Annotated in this window: 15 protein-coding genes and 1 tRNA gene; 4 read left to right on the forward strand and 12 right to left on the reverse strand. The window is 68.0% G+C overall.

Features of this window, described 5'->3' with window-relative positions; translation table 11 throughout:
- The 7 genes from ABDZ92_RS07830 to ABDZ92_RS07860 form a co-directional block, all read right to left on the reverse strand.
- A partial coding sequence (locus ABDZ92_RS07830; protein ID WP_343762286.1) for a hypothetical protein occupies positions 1–275 on the reverse strand: 275 nt, incomplete at its 3' end.
- A 33-nt stretch (positions 276–308) separates the two neighbouring features.
- On the reverse strand, positions 309–515 hold the full coding sequence (locus ABDZ92_RS07835) for a hypothetical protein (protein ID WP_272695649.1): 207 nt from the start codon (positions 513–515) through the stop codon (positions 309–311).
- A 1,092-nt stretch (positions 516–1,607) separates the two neighbouring features.
- Positions 1,608–1,682, reverse strand: a tRNA-Glu gene (locus tag ABDZ92_RS07840).
- 75 nt (positions 1,683–1,757) lie between these two features.
- Positions 1,758–3,521, reverse strand: coding sequence for a single-stranded-DNA-specific exonuclease RecJ (gene recJ, locus ABDZ92_RS07845; protein WP_125961894.1), 1,764 nt, complete (start codon positions 3,519–3,521; stop codon positions 1,758–1,760).
- Positions 3,522–3,571: 50 nt separating this feature from the next.
- The gene (locus tag ABDZ92_RS07850; protein WP_125961892.1) at positions 3,572–4,252 is read right to left on the reverse strand and encodes a prolyl hydroxylase family protein; all 681 of its coding nucleotides are present in this window, start codon (positions 4,250–4,252) and stop codon (positions 3,572–3,574) included.
- An 81-nt stretch (positions 4,253–4,333) separates the two neighbouring features.
- Positions 4,334–5,314 carry an RcnB family protein gene (locus tag ABDZ92_RS07855; RefSeq protein WP_206432240.1) on the reverse strand — a complete coding sequence of 327 codons (981 nt, stop codon included), beginning with the start codon at positions 5,312–5,314 and terminating at the stop codon, positions 4,334–4,336.
- Between the two features lie 98 nt (positions 5,315–5,412).
- Positions 5,413–5,949 carry a (2Fe-2S)-binding protein gene (locus tag ABDZ92_RS07860; RefSeq protein ID WP_125961891.1) on the reverse strand — a complete coding sequence of 179 codons (537 nt, stop codon included), beginning with the start codon at positions 5,947–5,949 and terminating at the stop codon, positions 5,413–5,415.
- A 163-nt stretch (positions 5,950–6,112) separates the two neighbouring features.
- Here ABDZ92_RS07860 and ABDZ92_RS07865 point away from each other — a divergent pair, with 163 nt between their 5' ends.
- The 4 genes from ABDZ92_RS07865 (at position 6,113) to ABDZ92_RS07880 (ending at position 11,254) form a co-directional block, all read left to right on the forward strand.
- On the forward strand, positions 6,113–6,343 hold the full coding sequence (locus ABDZ92_RS07865) for a hypothetical protein (RefSeq protein WP_125961889.1): 231 nt from the start codon (positions 6,113–6,115) through the stop codon (positions 6,341–6,343).
- Between the two features lie 66 nt (positions 6,344–6,409).
- Positions 6,410–8,011 carry an alpha-amylase family glycosyl hydrolase gene (locus ABDZ92_RS07870; RefSeq protein ID WP_125961887.1) on the forward strand — a complete coding sequence of 534 codons (1,602 nt, stop codon included), beginning with the start codon at positions 6,410–6,412 and terminating at the stop codon, positions 8,009–8,011.
- Positions 8,011–9,018: a glycosyltransferase family 4 protein gene (locus ABDZ92_RS07875; protein ID WP_125961885.1), complete on the forward strand. Its 1,008-nt coding sequence runs from the start codon at positions 8,011–8,013 to the stop codon at positions 9,016–9,018. The genes ABDZ92_RS07870 and ABDZ92_RS07875 overlap by 1 nt, the downstream gene beginning before the upstream one ends.
- A 103-nt stretch (positions 9,019–9,121) precedes the next feature.
- Positions 9,122–11,254 carry a TonB-dependent receptor domain-containing protein gene (locus tag ABDZ92_RS07880; protein WP_343762298.1) on the forward strand — a complete coding sequence of 711 codons (2,133 nt, stop codon included), beginning with the start codon at positions 9,122–9,124 and terminating at the stop codon, positions 11,252–11,254.
- 109 nt (positions 11,255–11,363) lie between these two features.
- Here the strand turns inward: ABDZ92_RS07880 and ABDZ92_RS07885 are convergent, their stop codons facing one another.
- The 5 genes from ABDZ92_RS07885 to ABDZ92_RS07905 all read right to left on the reverse strand — a co-directional run bounded on the left by ABDZ92_RS07885 (position 11,364) and on the right by ABDZ92_RS07905 (position 13,459).
- Entirely contained in the window at positions 11,364–11,579 is a 216-nt protein-coding gene (locus ABDZ92_RS07885; protein WP_125961882.1) for a DUF4170 domain-containing protein, read from the reverse strand.
- 69 nt (positions 11,580–11,648) lie between these two features.
- Positions 11,649–12,104 carry a hypothetical protein gene (locus tag ABDZ92_RS07890; protein WP_239435908.1) on the reverse strand — a complete coding sequence of 152 codons (456 nt, stop codon included), beginning with the start codon at positions 12,102–12,104 and terminating at the stop codon, positions 11,649–11,651.
- A gap of 44 nt (positions 12,105–12,148) precedes the next feature.
- Positions 12,149–12,505: a DUF3618 domain-containing protein gene (locus ABDZ92_RS07895; RefSeq protein ID WP_164521333.1), complete on the reverse strand. Its 357-nt coding sequence runs from the start codon at positions 12,503–12,505 to the stop codon at positions 12,149–12,151.
- The gene (locus ABDZ92_RS07900) at positions 12,502–12,843 is read right to left on the reverse strand and encodes a phage holin family protein (protein WP_125961879.1); all 342 of its coding nucleotides are present in this window, start codon (positions 12,841–12,843) and stop codon (positions 12,502–12,504) included. The genes ABDZ92_RS07895 and ABDZ92_RS07900 overlap by 4 nt, the downstream gene beginning before the upstream one ends.
- 19 nt (positions 12,844–12,862) lie before the next feature.
- The gene (locus tag ABDZ92_RS07905; RefSeq protein WP_204991352.1) at positions 12,863–13,459 is read right to left on the reverse strand and encodes a hypothetical protein; all 597 of its coding nucleotides are present in this window, start codon (positions 13,457–13,459) and stop codon (positions 12,863–12,865) included.
- Between the last annotated feature and the right edge of the window lie 120 nt (positions 13,460–13,579).

Here is a 13,579-nt window from a genome sequence, read left to right on the forward strand (position 1 = left end):
TTCTTCTCCGCAATCGCCCTCGCTGCCACCGTCATCTTCTGGCTGTGATCAACGAGTCCTGACCCTAGTGCGAGTCCTGCGAGCGCAATGAAGATACGCGCATAGCCTTTAGGCATTGCTACAAGAACACCGCTGCGATTTTTCCCCGGCTGATCTTGTTCCTGATATTTGGTTCGGTGTCCATGACAATCCCTGGCCCTACCGCTGCCATGAGCCGTGCCGCCGGCCGGAACCTTGCGGAACATAATAGGAACGCGTATTTTCGACCAGGTCATGGATCGTATGAGTCGCACGGTGCAAGTCGATCGTTACGGGAGCCGCGCCCGAGCTTCGCGGCATGGTTGTTGATGCAGAGGGATCGAGGTGACTGGGTCGACCGCATCGCCGAACAAGCGCGCGCGGATCGTTCGTTCCCGCGCGAGGGAGATGCCGACCAAGTGCGTGCCCACCTCAACTAGCAACAGGCGGATGGCGACGCGTTCGCCGCGATTGACGACGCCGAGGTCGACTATCATGCCTACTGACCGCAAGCGCATTGCGTCGCTTGGCCGTGGGCGAATGCTTCCAGCGGATCCGCGCGAAGCGCTGCTGGCGATGGCGGCCGAGCGCAACGAGACCATGACCGCGCTGTCGCGCCTGATTGGGCGGAGCGCCGGCTACTTCGGCGGCTACGTTAAGCGCCAGTCGCCGGCCGCCCTGCCTGACGCCGACCGGCAGCTGCTCGGCAAGTACCTCGGGATCGACGACAGCCTACTGGCCGAAGGCGAAGCGGCCCCCTGCAACAATATTGCCTCGCGCGCCACGGCCGAGCCAGCCGACGAAGACAGAGCGGCGCCCCGATTGCCGCCTAGGAAGCCCGTGCAACGCCGCCAGGGCATAGCCCTCACACGCGCGCCCGGCGCGCCTAGTCGCGTTCCTGTGCCCCCGTGCGCTGCCTGTGCCTGCGTGACCAGCCCCGGTCCTGCGACCCCAATTTACGCGCAGAGACCCCCGCCTCGCCCGCGCTCTTTTTGTGGCGCTTTCGACGCATCCAAAAGCATAATCCGAGCCCTAGGAAGTCCGCCGAGGGTGTGCCGCTTTTTGTGCCCCCGGCGTGACGCAGATCGACGCAGCTGGAGACATACGCGGAGCCCGCAACGGCCGCCGCGAAAATTCTGCGGCTCAAGCCCCAGCAGGGAAGGTCGATCGGGAAATTCCTGATCTTCCGTACCACCTCTCTGAACCCGACCAAGAACGACAATTTTCCGCCGTTTTCTGGGTCACCTTTCGCTGCTGACTTCTTGCTGACCTCGGGTGCCCGTTTTCGTTATGTCGTTGAAGATGCGCCGTTTTCTCAACCTGAGAGGTCACCCTAAAACGTCATGACTTGATCATGATGAGATCAGGAAGAAAATCAGGGCGCAAAGCCGCAGAAAACCGTGAGTGTCAGGAAGATCAGGAGTTTCCCGCGGCCTACTTTGGCTGTGGCACTTCGCTCGCTACGAGAGGAGTAAGCGGCATCATCACCAGCCTGCTGAGCCAGTGGCGGTCGAGGACCTCTGGGGAACTGAGCCCCAAAAATGGGGAACTCGCTCGCCGTGCCTCTAAAAAACCACGCTATTTCAACGTGGTGACCCCTACGGGACTCGAACCCGTGTTTCAGCCGTGAAAGGGCCGCGTCCTAACCACTAGACGAAGGGGCCGTTGCCGGTTGCGGCGAACTAGGGAAATGCTGCCGGGCGGTCAAGCGGGTGTTTGCGATTTTTGTTTCGGGTCCATCAATCGGCCCAGGCTGCGTCTTCGACGTGGAGCTCGGCGGCGGGGCGGCTGCCCCAATCGTCGATCTTCGCCCGCCCGGCGAGCCATAGCCGCCGGTGGGGCGGCGCGCCGAGCAGCGCCATGCCGAGCGGCGTGTCCGCCTGCCGGAACGCCACGGCCTTCAGGCTGCGCCCGTCGTCTCCGGCGACCGTCAGCCGGACATGGCCGTTGCCGACCGTATCCGCGCGGATCACGCGCACCGGGCCGGCTGCCACGCGCGGCGCGGGCCAGCCGACCCCGTAGGGACCGCCCACCTCCAGAGCCTCCACCAGCATCGGGTTCACGCCGCCGGGGGCGAGCACCGCGTCGAACAGCAGCGCGCGTTCGCCGCGCGCGCGTTCCACGGCCTCGGCGAGGCTGTCGTGCAGAAAGTCGGCGAGCGCCGGAATCGTGTCCTCCGACACGGTGACGCCCGCCGCCATGGCATGGCCGCCGCCTGCGTGGAGAAGGCCGCTGTCCTTCGCCGAGAGGATCGCCGCGCCCAGGTCGACGCCTGCGATCGACCGGCCCGAGCCCTTGCCGACGCCATTCTCGTCGACGGCGATGACCAGGACGGGGCGCCCGAGCTTTTCCTTCAGCCGGCCTGCGACGATGCCGATCACGCCGGCATGCCATCCGCGCCCGGAAACCACCGCCACGCCGCGGTCCTGCTGCGCAACGCAGCGCTCCTCTGCCTCGGCCTGCACCACCGCCTCGATGGCGCGGCGTTCCTCGTTCAGCCGGTCCAGTTCCTCGGCGATCGCGCGAGCCTCGTCCCGATCCCGGGTGGTCAGCAGCCGGACGCCCAGGTCCGATCGGCCGACGCGCCCGCCCGCGTTGATCCGCGGCCCGAGCGCGAAGCCCAGGTCCGAGCAGGTCGGCGCCCGCGTCAGCCTGGACGCCTCGATCAGCGCGGCCAGCCCCAGGTTACGGCGCTGCGCCATGACCTTGAGCCCCTGGGCGACAAAGGCGCGGTTCAGCCCGCGCAACTGCGCGACGTCGGCGACGGTGCCCAGCGCGACGAGGTCCAGCAGCTCGATCAGCTTGGGCTCCGGACGGTTGGCGAACCAGCCCCGCGTCCTGAGCGTGCGCAACAGCGCTGCTCCCAGCAGGAAGGCTACGCCGACGGCTGCGAGGTGCCCGTGCTCGGCACCCTCGCGCTCGTCCATGCGATTGGGGTTCACCAGCGCATGCGCATAGGGGAGGGCGGCTGCGCACTTGTGATGGTCGACCACCACCACGTCGACCTTGGCCTCGCGCGCCGCGTCCAGCGCCTCGAACGCCTGGGCGCCGCAGTCCACCGTAACGATCAGGCTCGCGCCTTCTTCCTTCAGCCGCAGCAGCGCCGGGCCCGAGGGGCCGTAACCCTCCGTCATCCGATCCGGGATATAGGCGCGCGGCTCGATGCCCAGCTGGCGCAGCAGCAGGATCAGCAGCGCCGCCGAAGTCGCCCCGTCGACGTCATAGTCGCCGAAGATCGCGACCTGCTCGCCCGCCTGTACGGCATCAGCCAGCCGGTCGGCGGCCTTGTCCATGTCACGGAAGATCGATGGGTTCGGCATGAAGCCGCGAATGCTGGGGCTGCGATGCGCCTCCAGCGCGTCACGCGCGCAGCCGCGGGCGAGCAGCAGCTGGGTGATCAGGTCGTCGGGCGCGAAGCTCGCGTCGCACGGGTCTGCGGCCAAGCCGCGCCAGCGCCAGGGTTGCCCGAGGATCGAGCGGTGGATGTTCAGTACGGGACGCATGGGCGGCGCTTACGCCAACCGGAGGAGGATGGAAATCGCCGTCGTTTCCATCACTTGACCCAGGGGCGCTCGCGAAACCACTTGGTGATGATGTATTTGGTGCCGCGCACCACCGCCATCCCCTCGTGCAGGGTCAGCTTGTTGGGGCTGCCGTCCGGGTTCATGTTGTTCCAGGCGACGAGCTGGCCGGCATTGGGCTTGAAGCGGACGCCCGCCTGCGGGAACCAGGTGGCGCCGCCCTGCTCGACGGTGTTCAGGAACACCATCGCCGTCCAGGTCCGCTGCCCGCCCTGCTGCTCCATGTCGGCCCAGTAGCGCTCGCCCTCGTGGAAATAGTCGTGATGCGCGCGGAACTGCTGGCCGGGCGCATAGCGCTGGCCCTGCATGGTTTCGCCGAACTGGGGCTCGATGCCGAGCAGGTCCGCGATCCGTTCATCCAGGGGCTGGATCTCGGGAGACCAGCGGTCGAGGTCGCAGCTGTCGCTGGTGCGGAAATTGGGGTCGTTGGACTCGGTGAGCAGCGTCGAGCGGCGGCTGCCCGCATCGATGGTGCGCATCAGCATCGCGCATTCGTCCGGGCTCAGGAAGTCGGGATGGAAGAACATCTGGGCCGCCTCCGTCTTGGCGGGGCGGACATTCGGATTGGCCTTCAGCCGCTCGGCGACGCGGGTCCCGAACTCTGCCCGGACCGGGGACGGGGAGCCATGCGGACGGGTCGATTGCACCTTCATGGCACCGTTCCTTCGAACAAGGTGCCGGCGAACGCAAGGGGGCCCGGCAGTCGCCCGCCGGACCCGCTCGCATCGATCCCGTTACCAGAACAGGTCGTAGACGGTGTCGACCACTTCGCCGCTCTCCAGATCCACCAGCAGCGCGTCGTTATAGTAGCGGACCCAGCGATAGGGGCCGTACGCCGGCGGCAGGCGATAGTAGAACGGGTCGTTGATCCAATAGCTCGATCCATAGAGCATCGAGCCGAGCGTCAGCCCCACCGAAAAGCGGCGATAGCCATAGTGGTAGCCCGACGGCGGGTAGTAGCGCGGAAGGCGATAGACGTTGCGGTTCGCCTGGCGATACCGGTCCCAGTCGTAGCGGCGATCATCGCGCCAGCCGCGGCTCCACCCACGGCGATCGTTCCAGTCCTGCCGGTCCCGGGCTTGATTGCGCCAGCCGTCGTTCCGATCGTATCCGCGGTCAGGCCGGCGGTCATTCCGGTCGAAGCGGTCGCTCGGGCGACGATCGTTGCGATCGAAGCGGTCGCCGGCACGACGGTCGCGACCTTCCCAATTGCCGCCTGGACGACCGGGCTGGACCCCCGGACGATCGGGGCGGCCGTCGTTGCCGCGGACGTCCGGCCGGTTGCCCGGCCGAGGATCGGGACGATCAAAGCGGCCGTCCGGGCGCCGGTCGCCACCCTGCCACCGCTGCTGCCCGTCGCTGCGGGGGCGATCGAAGCCAGCCGGGCGTTCCGGGCGCTGAGTCCACTCCTCGCGCCGCTGCGGCCGCTCCCGCTGGAAGTCGCGCTGCGGCATCTGCGGGCGCGCCTGCTGCGGCCGCTGGTTCTGATAATCCCGCTGCGGCATCTGCGGGCGGGGCTGTTGCGCCCGCTCGTTCTGGAAGTTGCGCTGGGGCTGCGGGCGCTCGCGCGGAGCATTGCGCTGAACGCGCTGCGGTGCAGGGCGGCTCGCCTCACGCGCTTCGCGCCGGGGGCGATCGCCCCGATCCTGCGCCCATGCCGATGCAGGCACCAGCGCGGTGGCTGCCATCAACCCCATCAACAAGAACTTGGTCACTGCGGCTCTCCCAACCGGACCCGCCGGTTACGTTGATCCGCAGATAGGCCCTGCGCGATGAGCCGCGGCTGAACTCGGGTGACAGCCGCCTGAAAGGATCAGCGCGGGCTGAGCGCCGGCACCGCGCGTGCCGCCTCGTCATGGTCGGTGCCGGGCCTGGGCGCCGGCTCCAGCATCTCGTCGCCCCGGGCAAGCCGCGCCGCCCGCCGGACGGCCTCCGTCAGGCGCGGCTGGATGCCACAACGGCAAAGATTCGTCAGCGCCTCGGCGATCGCCGCATCGGAAGGATCGCGGTCCGTCCGCAGCAACGCGGCCGTCGCCATGACCAGGCCGGGGATGCAATAGCCGCACTGGCCCAGATTGGAGGCGAGGAAGGCGGCCTGCACCGGATGGCTGCGATCGCGCGACAGTCCCTCAATGGTGGTGACGAAGGTCCCTTCTAAGGCGCCGATCGCGACCTGGCAGGAACGCACCGCCTCTCCATCGACATCCACGGTGCAGGCGCCGCACTCTCCGACACCGCACCCGTATTTCGTGCCGGTGAGGTTCGACGCATCGCGCAGCGCCCACAGGAGCGGCGTCTGCGGGTCCAGTTGATATTCGACGGGCTGGTTGTTCACGGTGAAGCGGGTCATGAGCCTGCAGCCTAGCCGAGCGGCGGGGTTCGCGAAACGGCGCGTTTGCGCCGCTGGAGCGGTTCCACCTGCCGCTTCGGCTGAACCGATGCGTCTGGAGGGCGAATGCTGCAACTCCGCGGGGTGCCGGCCGTTGATCGGGCTCCGCAGGAGGAGAGCGATCATGGCCAAGGACGATATCCGCATGCACGGCCACAACACGCCCGGCATGGACACCAAGCGCGGGCACGAGCGGTACGAGGATCCCGTGGCTCCCGGCGACGCGATCGGCAGCGGGCCAGAAGGCGCGCGGGAGGGCGATCAGCGCGAGGCCGATGTCGCCGGCAGCACTGCCGACCGGGAGCAGGACAGCGCCCTTGGCGGCCACACGGCCACCCGTTCCTCGGGCGAGTGACGTGACTGGTGGCGGGGGGCGACCCGCCACCGCTTTCGGGTGCAGGCGATCGGACGGGGAGTGCTCATGGCAGAAGCGCGGCCGTGGTGGGAAGCGGCCACCATCTACCAGATCTATCCCAGGTCCTTTCAGGACAGTGACGGCGACGGGATCGGCGATCTCAGAGGGATAACCGACCGGCTGGACTATCTCGTCGAGCTCGGCATCGACGCCGTCTGGATTTCGCCAATCTTCCCGTCGCCCATGGCGGACTTCGGCTATGACGTGGCCGATTACTGCGACATCGACCCGCGGTTCGGGACGCTGGCTGACTTCGACGCGCTGCTCGCGGCCGCACACGCCCGCGGATTGCGGGTGCTGCTCGATTTCGTGCCCAACCACAGTTCGGACCAGCACCTCTGGTTCGTGGAGAGCCGCCAATCGCGGACCTCGTCGAAGCGGGACTGGTACATCTGGCGTGATCCGGCGCCCGGTGGTGGTCCGCCCAACAACTGGATCAGCGATTTCGGCGGCCCCGCCTGGGAATGGGACACGGCGACCGGGCAGTATTACTCTCACGCCTTTCTGAAGGAGCAGCCGGACCTCAACTGGCGCAATCCGGAGTTGCGGGCCGCCATGCTCGACGTCCTGCGCTTCTGGTTCGCGCGCGGGGTCGACGGCTTCCGCGTCGACGTGCTCTGGCACATGATCAAGCACGCCGACTTCCCCGACAATCCGATCAACCCAGGCTATCTGCCCGGCTCGGGTGAGAAGAACCGGGTGCTGCAGCTTCACTCGACCGACCAGCCGGAAGTCCATGACATCGCCGCCGACATGCGCGCGGTCGCCGACGGGTTCGCCGCGACGGGGCAGGAGCGGGTGCTGATCGGCGAGATCTACCTGCCCGTCGAGCGGCTGGTGGCCTATTACGGGAATGCCCGCCCGGGCGTGCATCTTCCTTTCAACTTCCAACTGATCGAGGTACGGTGGGACGCAGCCGAACTGGCGCAGCGGATCGCGAAATATGAAGCGGCCCTTCCACCCGGCGGCTGGCCGAACTGGGTGCTGGGCAACCATGATCGCTCCCGCATCGCGACGCGGGTCGGGGAAGCGCAGGCACGCGTCGCGGCCATGCTGCTGCTGACCCTGCGGGGTACGCCCACGCTCTATTATGGCGACGAACTCGCGCTTGCGGACGTGACGATCCCGCCCGGTCAGGCAGTTGACCCGCAGGAACTGCGCGAGCCCGGCCGCGGTCGTGATCCGGTGCGTACCCCCATGCCGTGGGACGAAAGTGCCAGAGCGGGCTTCACCACTGGAGATCCCTGGCTGCCGCTCAACCCGGATCACCCGACCCGCAACGTTGCGTTCCAGCAAGACGATCCCGCCTCGATGTGGACGCTGACGCGCGCGCTCCTGATGCTGCGCAAGAACACGCCGGCCCTGTCGGTCGGCAGTTGGCACCTCGTCGAGGGCGAGGGCAGGTTGCTCGCCTATGAGCGGCGTGACGGCGACACGCGGGTGTTGGTGGCGCTGAACCTTGGCGCTACTCCCGTGGAGATGAACGTGCCGCATTGGGCGGCAGGCTGTCGCCCGCTGCTCTCCACGCTGGGGGGTGCAACGGGCCCGACCGGCGCGCTGCTGCGCTTGAGGGGAAATGAAGGAATGATCCTGGGGACTGCCGCCTGATGCGGATCGCGATGCTGGCGCCGATCGCATGGCGCACACCGCCGCGGCACTATGGTCCCTGGGAACTGGTCACCAGCCTACTCACCGAGGCGCTGGTCGCGCGCGGCGTGGACGTGACGCTGTTCGCAACCCTCGACTCGATCACGTCCGGGACCCTCGCGGGCATCGTGCCCGCACCCTATTCGGAAGATCCCGCGGTCGACGCGAAGGTGTGGGAGTTCCGCCATCTCGCCCATGCGTTCGAGCGCGCGGGCGAGTTCGACCTGATCCACAACCAGGCGGATTTTCCGGCGCATGCCTTCTCCGGGCTAGTGTCGACGCCCATGGTCACCACGATCCACGGCTTCTCCTCCGACCGGATCTTGCCGATGTACGCGCCCTACCAGGATCGGGTGCACTACGTCGCGATCAGTGACGCGGACCGGCATCCGGCGCTGCGCTATGCGGCCACCATTCACCACGGCATTCCGATCGACGACTTCCCCTTCGATGCAGCGGGCAGCGACGATCTGCTGTTCTTCGGCCGCATGCACCCCGACAAGGGGCCGCGCGAGGCGATCGAAGTCGCTCGGGCGACCGGCCGGCGACTGCACATGGCCGGGATCGTCCAGGACGAGCGCTATTGGCGTGAGGAGGTCGAGCCCGGGATCGACGGCGTCCGCATCCTCCATCACGGTGCCGTCGGCGGCGCAAAGCGGACCGCGATGCTGGGGCAGGCACGGGCGCTGCTCCACCTGATCGGCTTCGACGAGCCGTTCGGCCTTTCCGTGGTCGAGGCGATGGCCTGCGGCACGCCGGTGATCGCCTACCGGCGCGGCTCCATGCCGGAACTGATCGAGGACGGGGTTACCGGCTTCCTGGTGGACGACCTGGACGGGGCGATCGACGCCGTGGCACGGGTCGACCAGATCGATCGCGCCGCGTGCCGCGCGAGAGTGGCGGCGCACTTCTCCGTCGAGCGCATGGCAGAGCGGTACGAGGCGCTCTATCGCCGGATCCTGGGCTAGCCGGCGCATCCATCAGAAAAACTTTGTCACAAAAGCAATTCGCCTATTGTGACGTTGTATCATTGCCCGCTAGGGGAGGCCATCCGCTTATGGGAGGGTCTCGATGTCGTTTGCTCGTCTTCTTCTTGGTAGTGCTGCGCTCGCCTGTGCGCTTCCGGCCAATGCGCGCCCGGATGCTGCCCCGGCAGAGACCGACGGCGCCCCGGTGGATGCAGCGGCGCAGGCAGGGCAGGGCAGCACTACCGACGCGAACCACCAGGAGATCGGCGCCAACATCGTCGTCACGGCGTCGCTGGACCGCCCGAAGGCGGATCTGCTCGGCGGCACCACCGTGCTTTCGGGAGACGCGCTGAACCGTTCGCTGCGACCTACCCTGGGTGACACCCTGGCGCGGCAGCCCGGCGTGAGTTCCAGCAGCTTCGGGCCCGGCGCCTCGCGGCCCATCCTGCGCGGCCTGCAGGGGGACCGCGCACGCGTGCTGACCGAGGGGATCGGCAGCTTCGACGTCTCGACCACCAGCGTCGATCATGCGGTCGCCATCAACCCGCTGATCGCCGACCGCATCGAGGTGCTCCGCGGTCCCGCGGCGCTGCTGTTCGGTCCGTCGGCGATCGGCGGTGTGGTCAATGTGATCGACAGCCGCATCCCGCGCACGCTTCCGGAGGAACCGGTCCATCTCGACGGTATCGTCGGCTATGGATCGGCTGCGGATGAGCGTACCGCCTCGGGCAGCATCGACGTGCCGGTCGGCGGCAAGGTCGTCCTCCACGCCGACGGCAGCTACACCAAGTCGGACGACCTGGAGACCGGGGGCCACATCCTGGCCGGGCCGCAGCGTCGCGCGGCGGCGGCCAGCAGCGATCCCGACATCGCCGATCTGGCAAACCTCAGCGGAACGCTTCCCAACAGCTCGGCCGAGACCTGGCAGGTCGCTGGCGGCGCGGCCGTCGTCGCCGATGGCGGCAACCTCGGCTTCTCCGTGTCGCACTACGACACCAACTATGGCGTACCCATTCGCTATGCGATCGAGCCTGGCGAGGAAGCGGAAGCGGTGCGTATCGTCATGCGCCAGACACGCCTCGACATGCGCGGTGAGGTGGAGACCGGCGGCTTCATCGACCGGCTTCGTTTCCGCGGCGCGATCGCCGACTATCGCCACCAGGAACTGGAGGACACCGGCGAAGTCGGGACGACCTTCTACAGCCAGGGGCTGGAAGCGCGCGTGGAAGCGCAGCAGGCGGTTCGCGGCGGCTGGCGCGGGACGACCGGCGCGCAGATGCTGATCCGCACGCTCAACGTCATCGGCGAGGAGAAATTCCTGCCGCGCAACGAGACGCAGCAATATAGTGTCTTCACCCTCCAGAGTGCCGATTTCGGCGCGGTGCGTGGGGAATTGTCCGGCCGCTACGAGCGCACCGAAGCGGTGGCACAGCCGGACGCGGACCTCGGCAACGGCCGGCTGGAGCGCAGCTTCAATGCCTTCTCGGCCGCCGGCGGCGCCAGTGTGGAACTGGGCAGCAGCGGCGTGCGCTTCGGCGTGTCGCTGTCGCACAGCGAGCGGGCCCCGACCGCCGAGGAACTCTTCGCCAACGGCCCGCACGCCGGCACCCAGGCGTTCGAGATCGGCGACGTGAACCTGGGCGTGGAGCGCAGCAACGGCGTGGAGGCGACGCTGAAGGGCGGCGGCGACGGCTTCGATTTCAGCCTCGCGGCCTACCACAATTGGTACGACGGCTTCATCTACGAGCAGCCCACCGGTGAGCTCGAGGATGGGCTGCCGGTCTACCAGTACAACCAGGTCGATGCCCGCTTCTACGGCCTTGAGGCGGAAGCCTCTGCGCGGCTGGCGCAGATCGGCAGCACCGCCGTGGTGGTGGATGGCGTCGCGGACTATACCCATGCGACGATCAAGAACGGCGGACCGGTGCCGCGCATCCCGCCGCTCCGCCTGCTCGGCGGCATCGAGGCGCAGGGCGTGCTCGCCCAGGGACGCCTGGAAGTGGAGCATGTCACCAAGCAGGACCGGGTCGCCGCTAACGAGACCGAGACGGGCGCCTATACGCTCGTGAATGCCTCGCTCACGCTGAAGCCCTGGGGACGCGACAACCCCACCAGTCTGCTTCTGTCCGCCAACAACCTGTTCGATGTGGTCGCGCGCCGGCACGCGAGCTACCTGAAGGACTATGCCCCGCTCGCGGGGCGCGATCTGCGCGTCACCGCCCGCTTCGCGCTGTAAGGGGCCGGGGCGGGGCCACCCGCTTCGGGTCACCCGCGCACGAAACAGAAACGGGGCCGCTTCCAATCCGGAAGCGGCCCCGTCTCGTGTCGGCTCTCTCGGGCTGCCGTTACTTCAGCTCGGGCTCGAGCAGGCGGTGCAGCGGCACCACCACATACTTCATCTCGGCATCGTCCACCGTCCGCTGCGCGGCGGCGCGCCACGCCTTTTCGGCGCTCTCATAGTCGGGGAACAGCCCGACCAGATCGACTTCCTTCAGATCGACGAAGTCGAGCGTCTGGGGGTCGCTGACGCGGCCACCGAAAACGAGATGCATCTTGCTCATGTCAGCTCCTGATGTGTGCTGCACTGCCGCATAGCGGCTCGAGCCGAGCACTCAAGGGCGCAGAGGCGATCAGGCCGCGCTGCTACCGGTAGCAGCCGTTTTTCCGCCGTCCTTGGCCGCCTCGACGACGTTGCCGAACGCCTTCTTCAGCGACTCCTTGGCGGCATCCTTGTCGGGGATCGCGCTGGTCAGCTGTTCCTTGCCCGCCTCGCGAGCGGCGGTGGCGGCAGCCGCGGCCGTCTCGGACAGACGCTTGCCGAGCGGGCCCAGCACCTTCTGCTCGCTTTCCGACTTGGGCAGGAGCGCGCCGAGGATGGCGCCGAGCGCAATGCCGCCCGCCAGCACCGCGAGCGGGTTTGCCTCGATGCCCTCGCTCGCACGCGCCGCTGCCGTCGCCGCGCTCTCGCGCGTGCTCTCATAGGCGTGGCTCGCGCTTTCGCGCAGGTGGGCGAGGGTGCCTGCGTCGCCCTGGGTGTCCGCGGACGTGTTGGTCGAAGCCGTGGTGTTGTTGCCGTTCGTGGTCATTCCACTTGTCCTTGCTAGGGGCCGATCACGGCCCAGTGATGGTGTCAGGATCCTGCGGGGGGCGGTGCTGGCGGCGGCTCCGGGCTAGCGACCGTGGCTGGTACCTTGGCGCGTGCCCGCTTCTGCTTGCAGCGCCGCCGAAGGCTGCGGATCAGCTTCGGCGTGATGAACAGGGCGAACAGCCCGGCTGCACCCGCCGCCACGGCGCGGGGCTCGCGCTGGACGACGGCGACGCCTTGCTCGACCGCAGCCGACGCCCGTTCCTTGACTCGGCCGGCCACATCCTCCGCGACGGTTCCGGGGTTCAGCCGGGCCTTCAGCGCGTCGACGGTACCCAGCATCCTGGACTTGGCCTGCTGCGCGTTCGCGCGCGCCGCTGCGATGCCCTGGGGTTCGGTCACAGCCCGTCTCCCGAAAAGGCGCGGCCCAGCCGCGTCGCCGCCATCTTGCCGAGGATGCCGGCGATCGCGAGCGCCACGAGCACGACCACGGCAGTCGCGCCGCCGTTGCCCAATGGCCCGCGAAGTACCAGGATCAGCCCGACGAGCAGGGCGCCGATTGCTGCAAAGGTGAGCACCAGCGCCCCGACGCCGAAGGCGATCCCCAGGATCGCGTCGTTCTTGCGGGAGGCGGCGACCGCCTTCCACACGGCCAGCTCGGCCTGGATCCACGTCCGGCCGTCAGAGACCAGTCGCTGGATCAGTTCGCCGATGCTGGCGTCGCTCCTGCTATCGCGCATCGCGTCCACTCGCTCGGGGTCAGGCCGTCGGGGTCGTGTCGGTGGCGTCCGCGGCGCCGTCCACGCCCGCCTTCACCACGCGCGCCAGGACAAAGCCCAGGGCGGCTGCGGTGCCGATCGCGACTGCCGGGCTCTTGCGTACGAAGCCGCGGACGTCCTCGATCAGCTCATCGACATCCTTGTCGCGCAGCGAGTCGGAGAAGCCCGACAGCGCCTGTGCCGCGGAGCGGGCGTATTGGCCGTACTGCTCGCCCAGCTTGTCGTCGACCGTGCCGGCGGCATCTTCCATCATCTTCGAAAATTCATCGAGTGCGCCGGTCGCGCGCAGCTTGCCTTCATCGGCAAGGCCGCGCGCCTTGTCCGTCGCCTGGCGACCCAGCTTGTTCGCCTCGTCCTTCAGCGTCTGTGCCGTACCCTTGGCCTTGTCCGCCGTCGTGCCGGTGGTGCTGCCGCCCGTGTCGGTCGTGCCTGCGGTCTCGAAGACGGACTCGTCGCTGCCGGTTGGCTTGAAGCTGACGTCCGCGCCACCGGCGGTGCTGGAAGAGGGGGTGAACTCGACGTTGGTGTCGCTAGGGCCCGTGCTCGAAAGCGGGTCGGTCCGGTTGGTGTCGCTCATCGTGCGTTTCCCTTCGTGGTTCGCCTGGAGAACCAAAGCCGGCGACGGCGGTTCCCGATCCGGCACGAATTGCCCCGCGGGGGCCGAGCGGATAGGGCTGCGCACGATCGCCGGCAGCGT

This window comes from Sphingomonas molluscorum (assembly GCF_039522995.1).
Classification (GTDB): Bacteria; Pseudomonadota; Alphaproteobacteria; order Sphingomonadales; family Sphingomonadaceae; genus Sphingomonas; species Sphingomonas molluscorum.

Excerpts from the sequence above, each read along its gene's own strand:
- ABDZ92_RS07835 (WP_272695649.1), bottom strand. The coding sequence starts at position 515 with ATGATAGTCGACCTCGGCGTCGTCAATCGCGGCGAACGCGTCGCCATC.
- recJ (WP_125961894.1), bottom strand. The coding sequence starts at position 3,521 with ATGCGTCCCGTACTGAACATCCACCGCTCGATCCTCGGGCAACCCTGG.
- ABDZ92_RS07850 (WP_125961892.1), bottom strand. The coding sequence starts at position 4,252 with ATGAAGGTGCAATCGACCCGTCCGCATGGCTCCCCGTCCCCGGTCCGG.
- ABDZ92_RS07860 (WP_125961891.1), bottom strand. The coding sequence starts at position 5,949 with ATGACCCGCTTCACCGTGAACAACCAGCCCGTCGAATATCAACTGGAC.
- ABDZ92_RS07865 (WP_125961889.1), top strand. The coding sequence starts at position 6,113 with ATGGCCAAGGACGATATCCGCATGCACGGCCACAACACGCCCGGCATG.
- ABDZ92_RS07870 (WP_125961887.1), top strand. The coding sequence starts at position 6,410 with ATGGCAGAAGCGCGGCCGTGGTGGGAAGCGGCCACCATCTACCAGATC.
- ABDZ92_RS07875 (WP_125961885.1), top strand. The coding sequence starts at position 8,011 with ATGCGGATCGCGATGCTGGCGCCGATCGCATGGCGCACACCGCCGCGG.
- ABDZ92_RS07880 (WP_343762298.1), top strand. The coding sequence starts at position 9,122 with ATGTCGTTTGCTCGTCTTCTTCTTGGTAGTGCTGCGCTCGCCTGTGCG.
- ABDZ92_RS07885 (WP_125961882.1), bottom strand. The coding sequence starts at position 11,579 with ATGAGCAAGATGCATCTCGTTTTCGGTGGCCGCGTCAGCGACCCCCAG.
- ABDZ92_RS07890 (WP_239435908.1), bottom strand. The coding sequence starts at position 12,104 with ATGACCACGAACGGCAACAACACCACGGCTTCGACCAACACGTCCGCG.
- ABDZ92_RS07900 (WP_125961879.1), bottom strand. The coding sequence starts at position 12,843 with ATGCGCGATAGCAGGAGCGACGCCAGCATCGGCGAACTGATCCAGCGA.
- ABDZ92_RS07905 (WP_204991352.1), bottom strand. The coding sequence starts at position 13,459 with ATGAGCGACACCAACCGGACCGACCCGCTTTCGAGCACGGGCCCTAGC.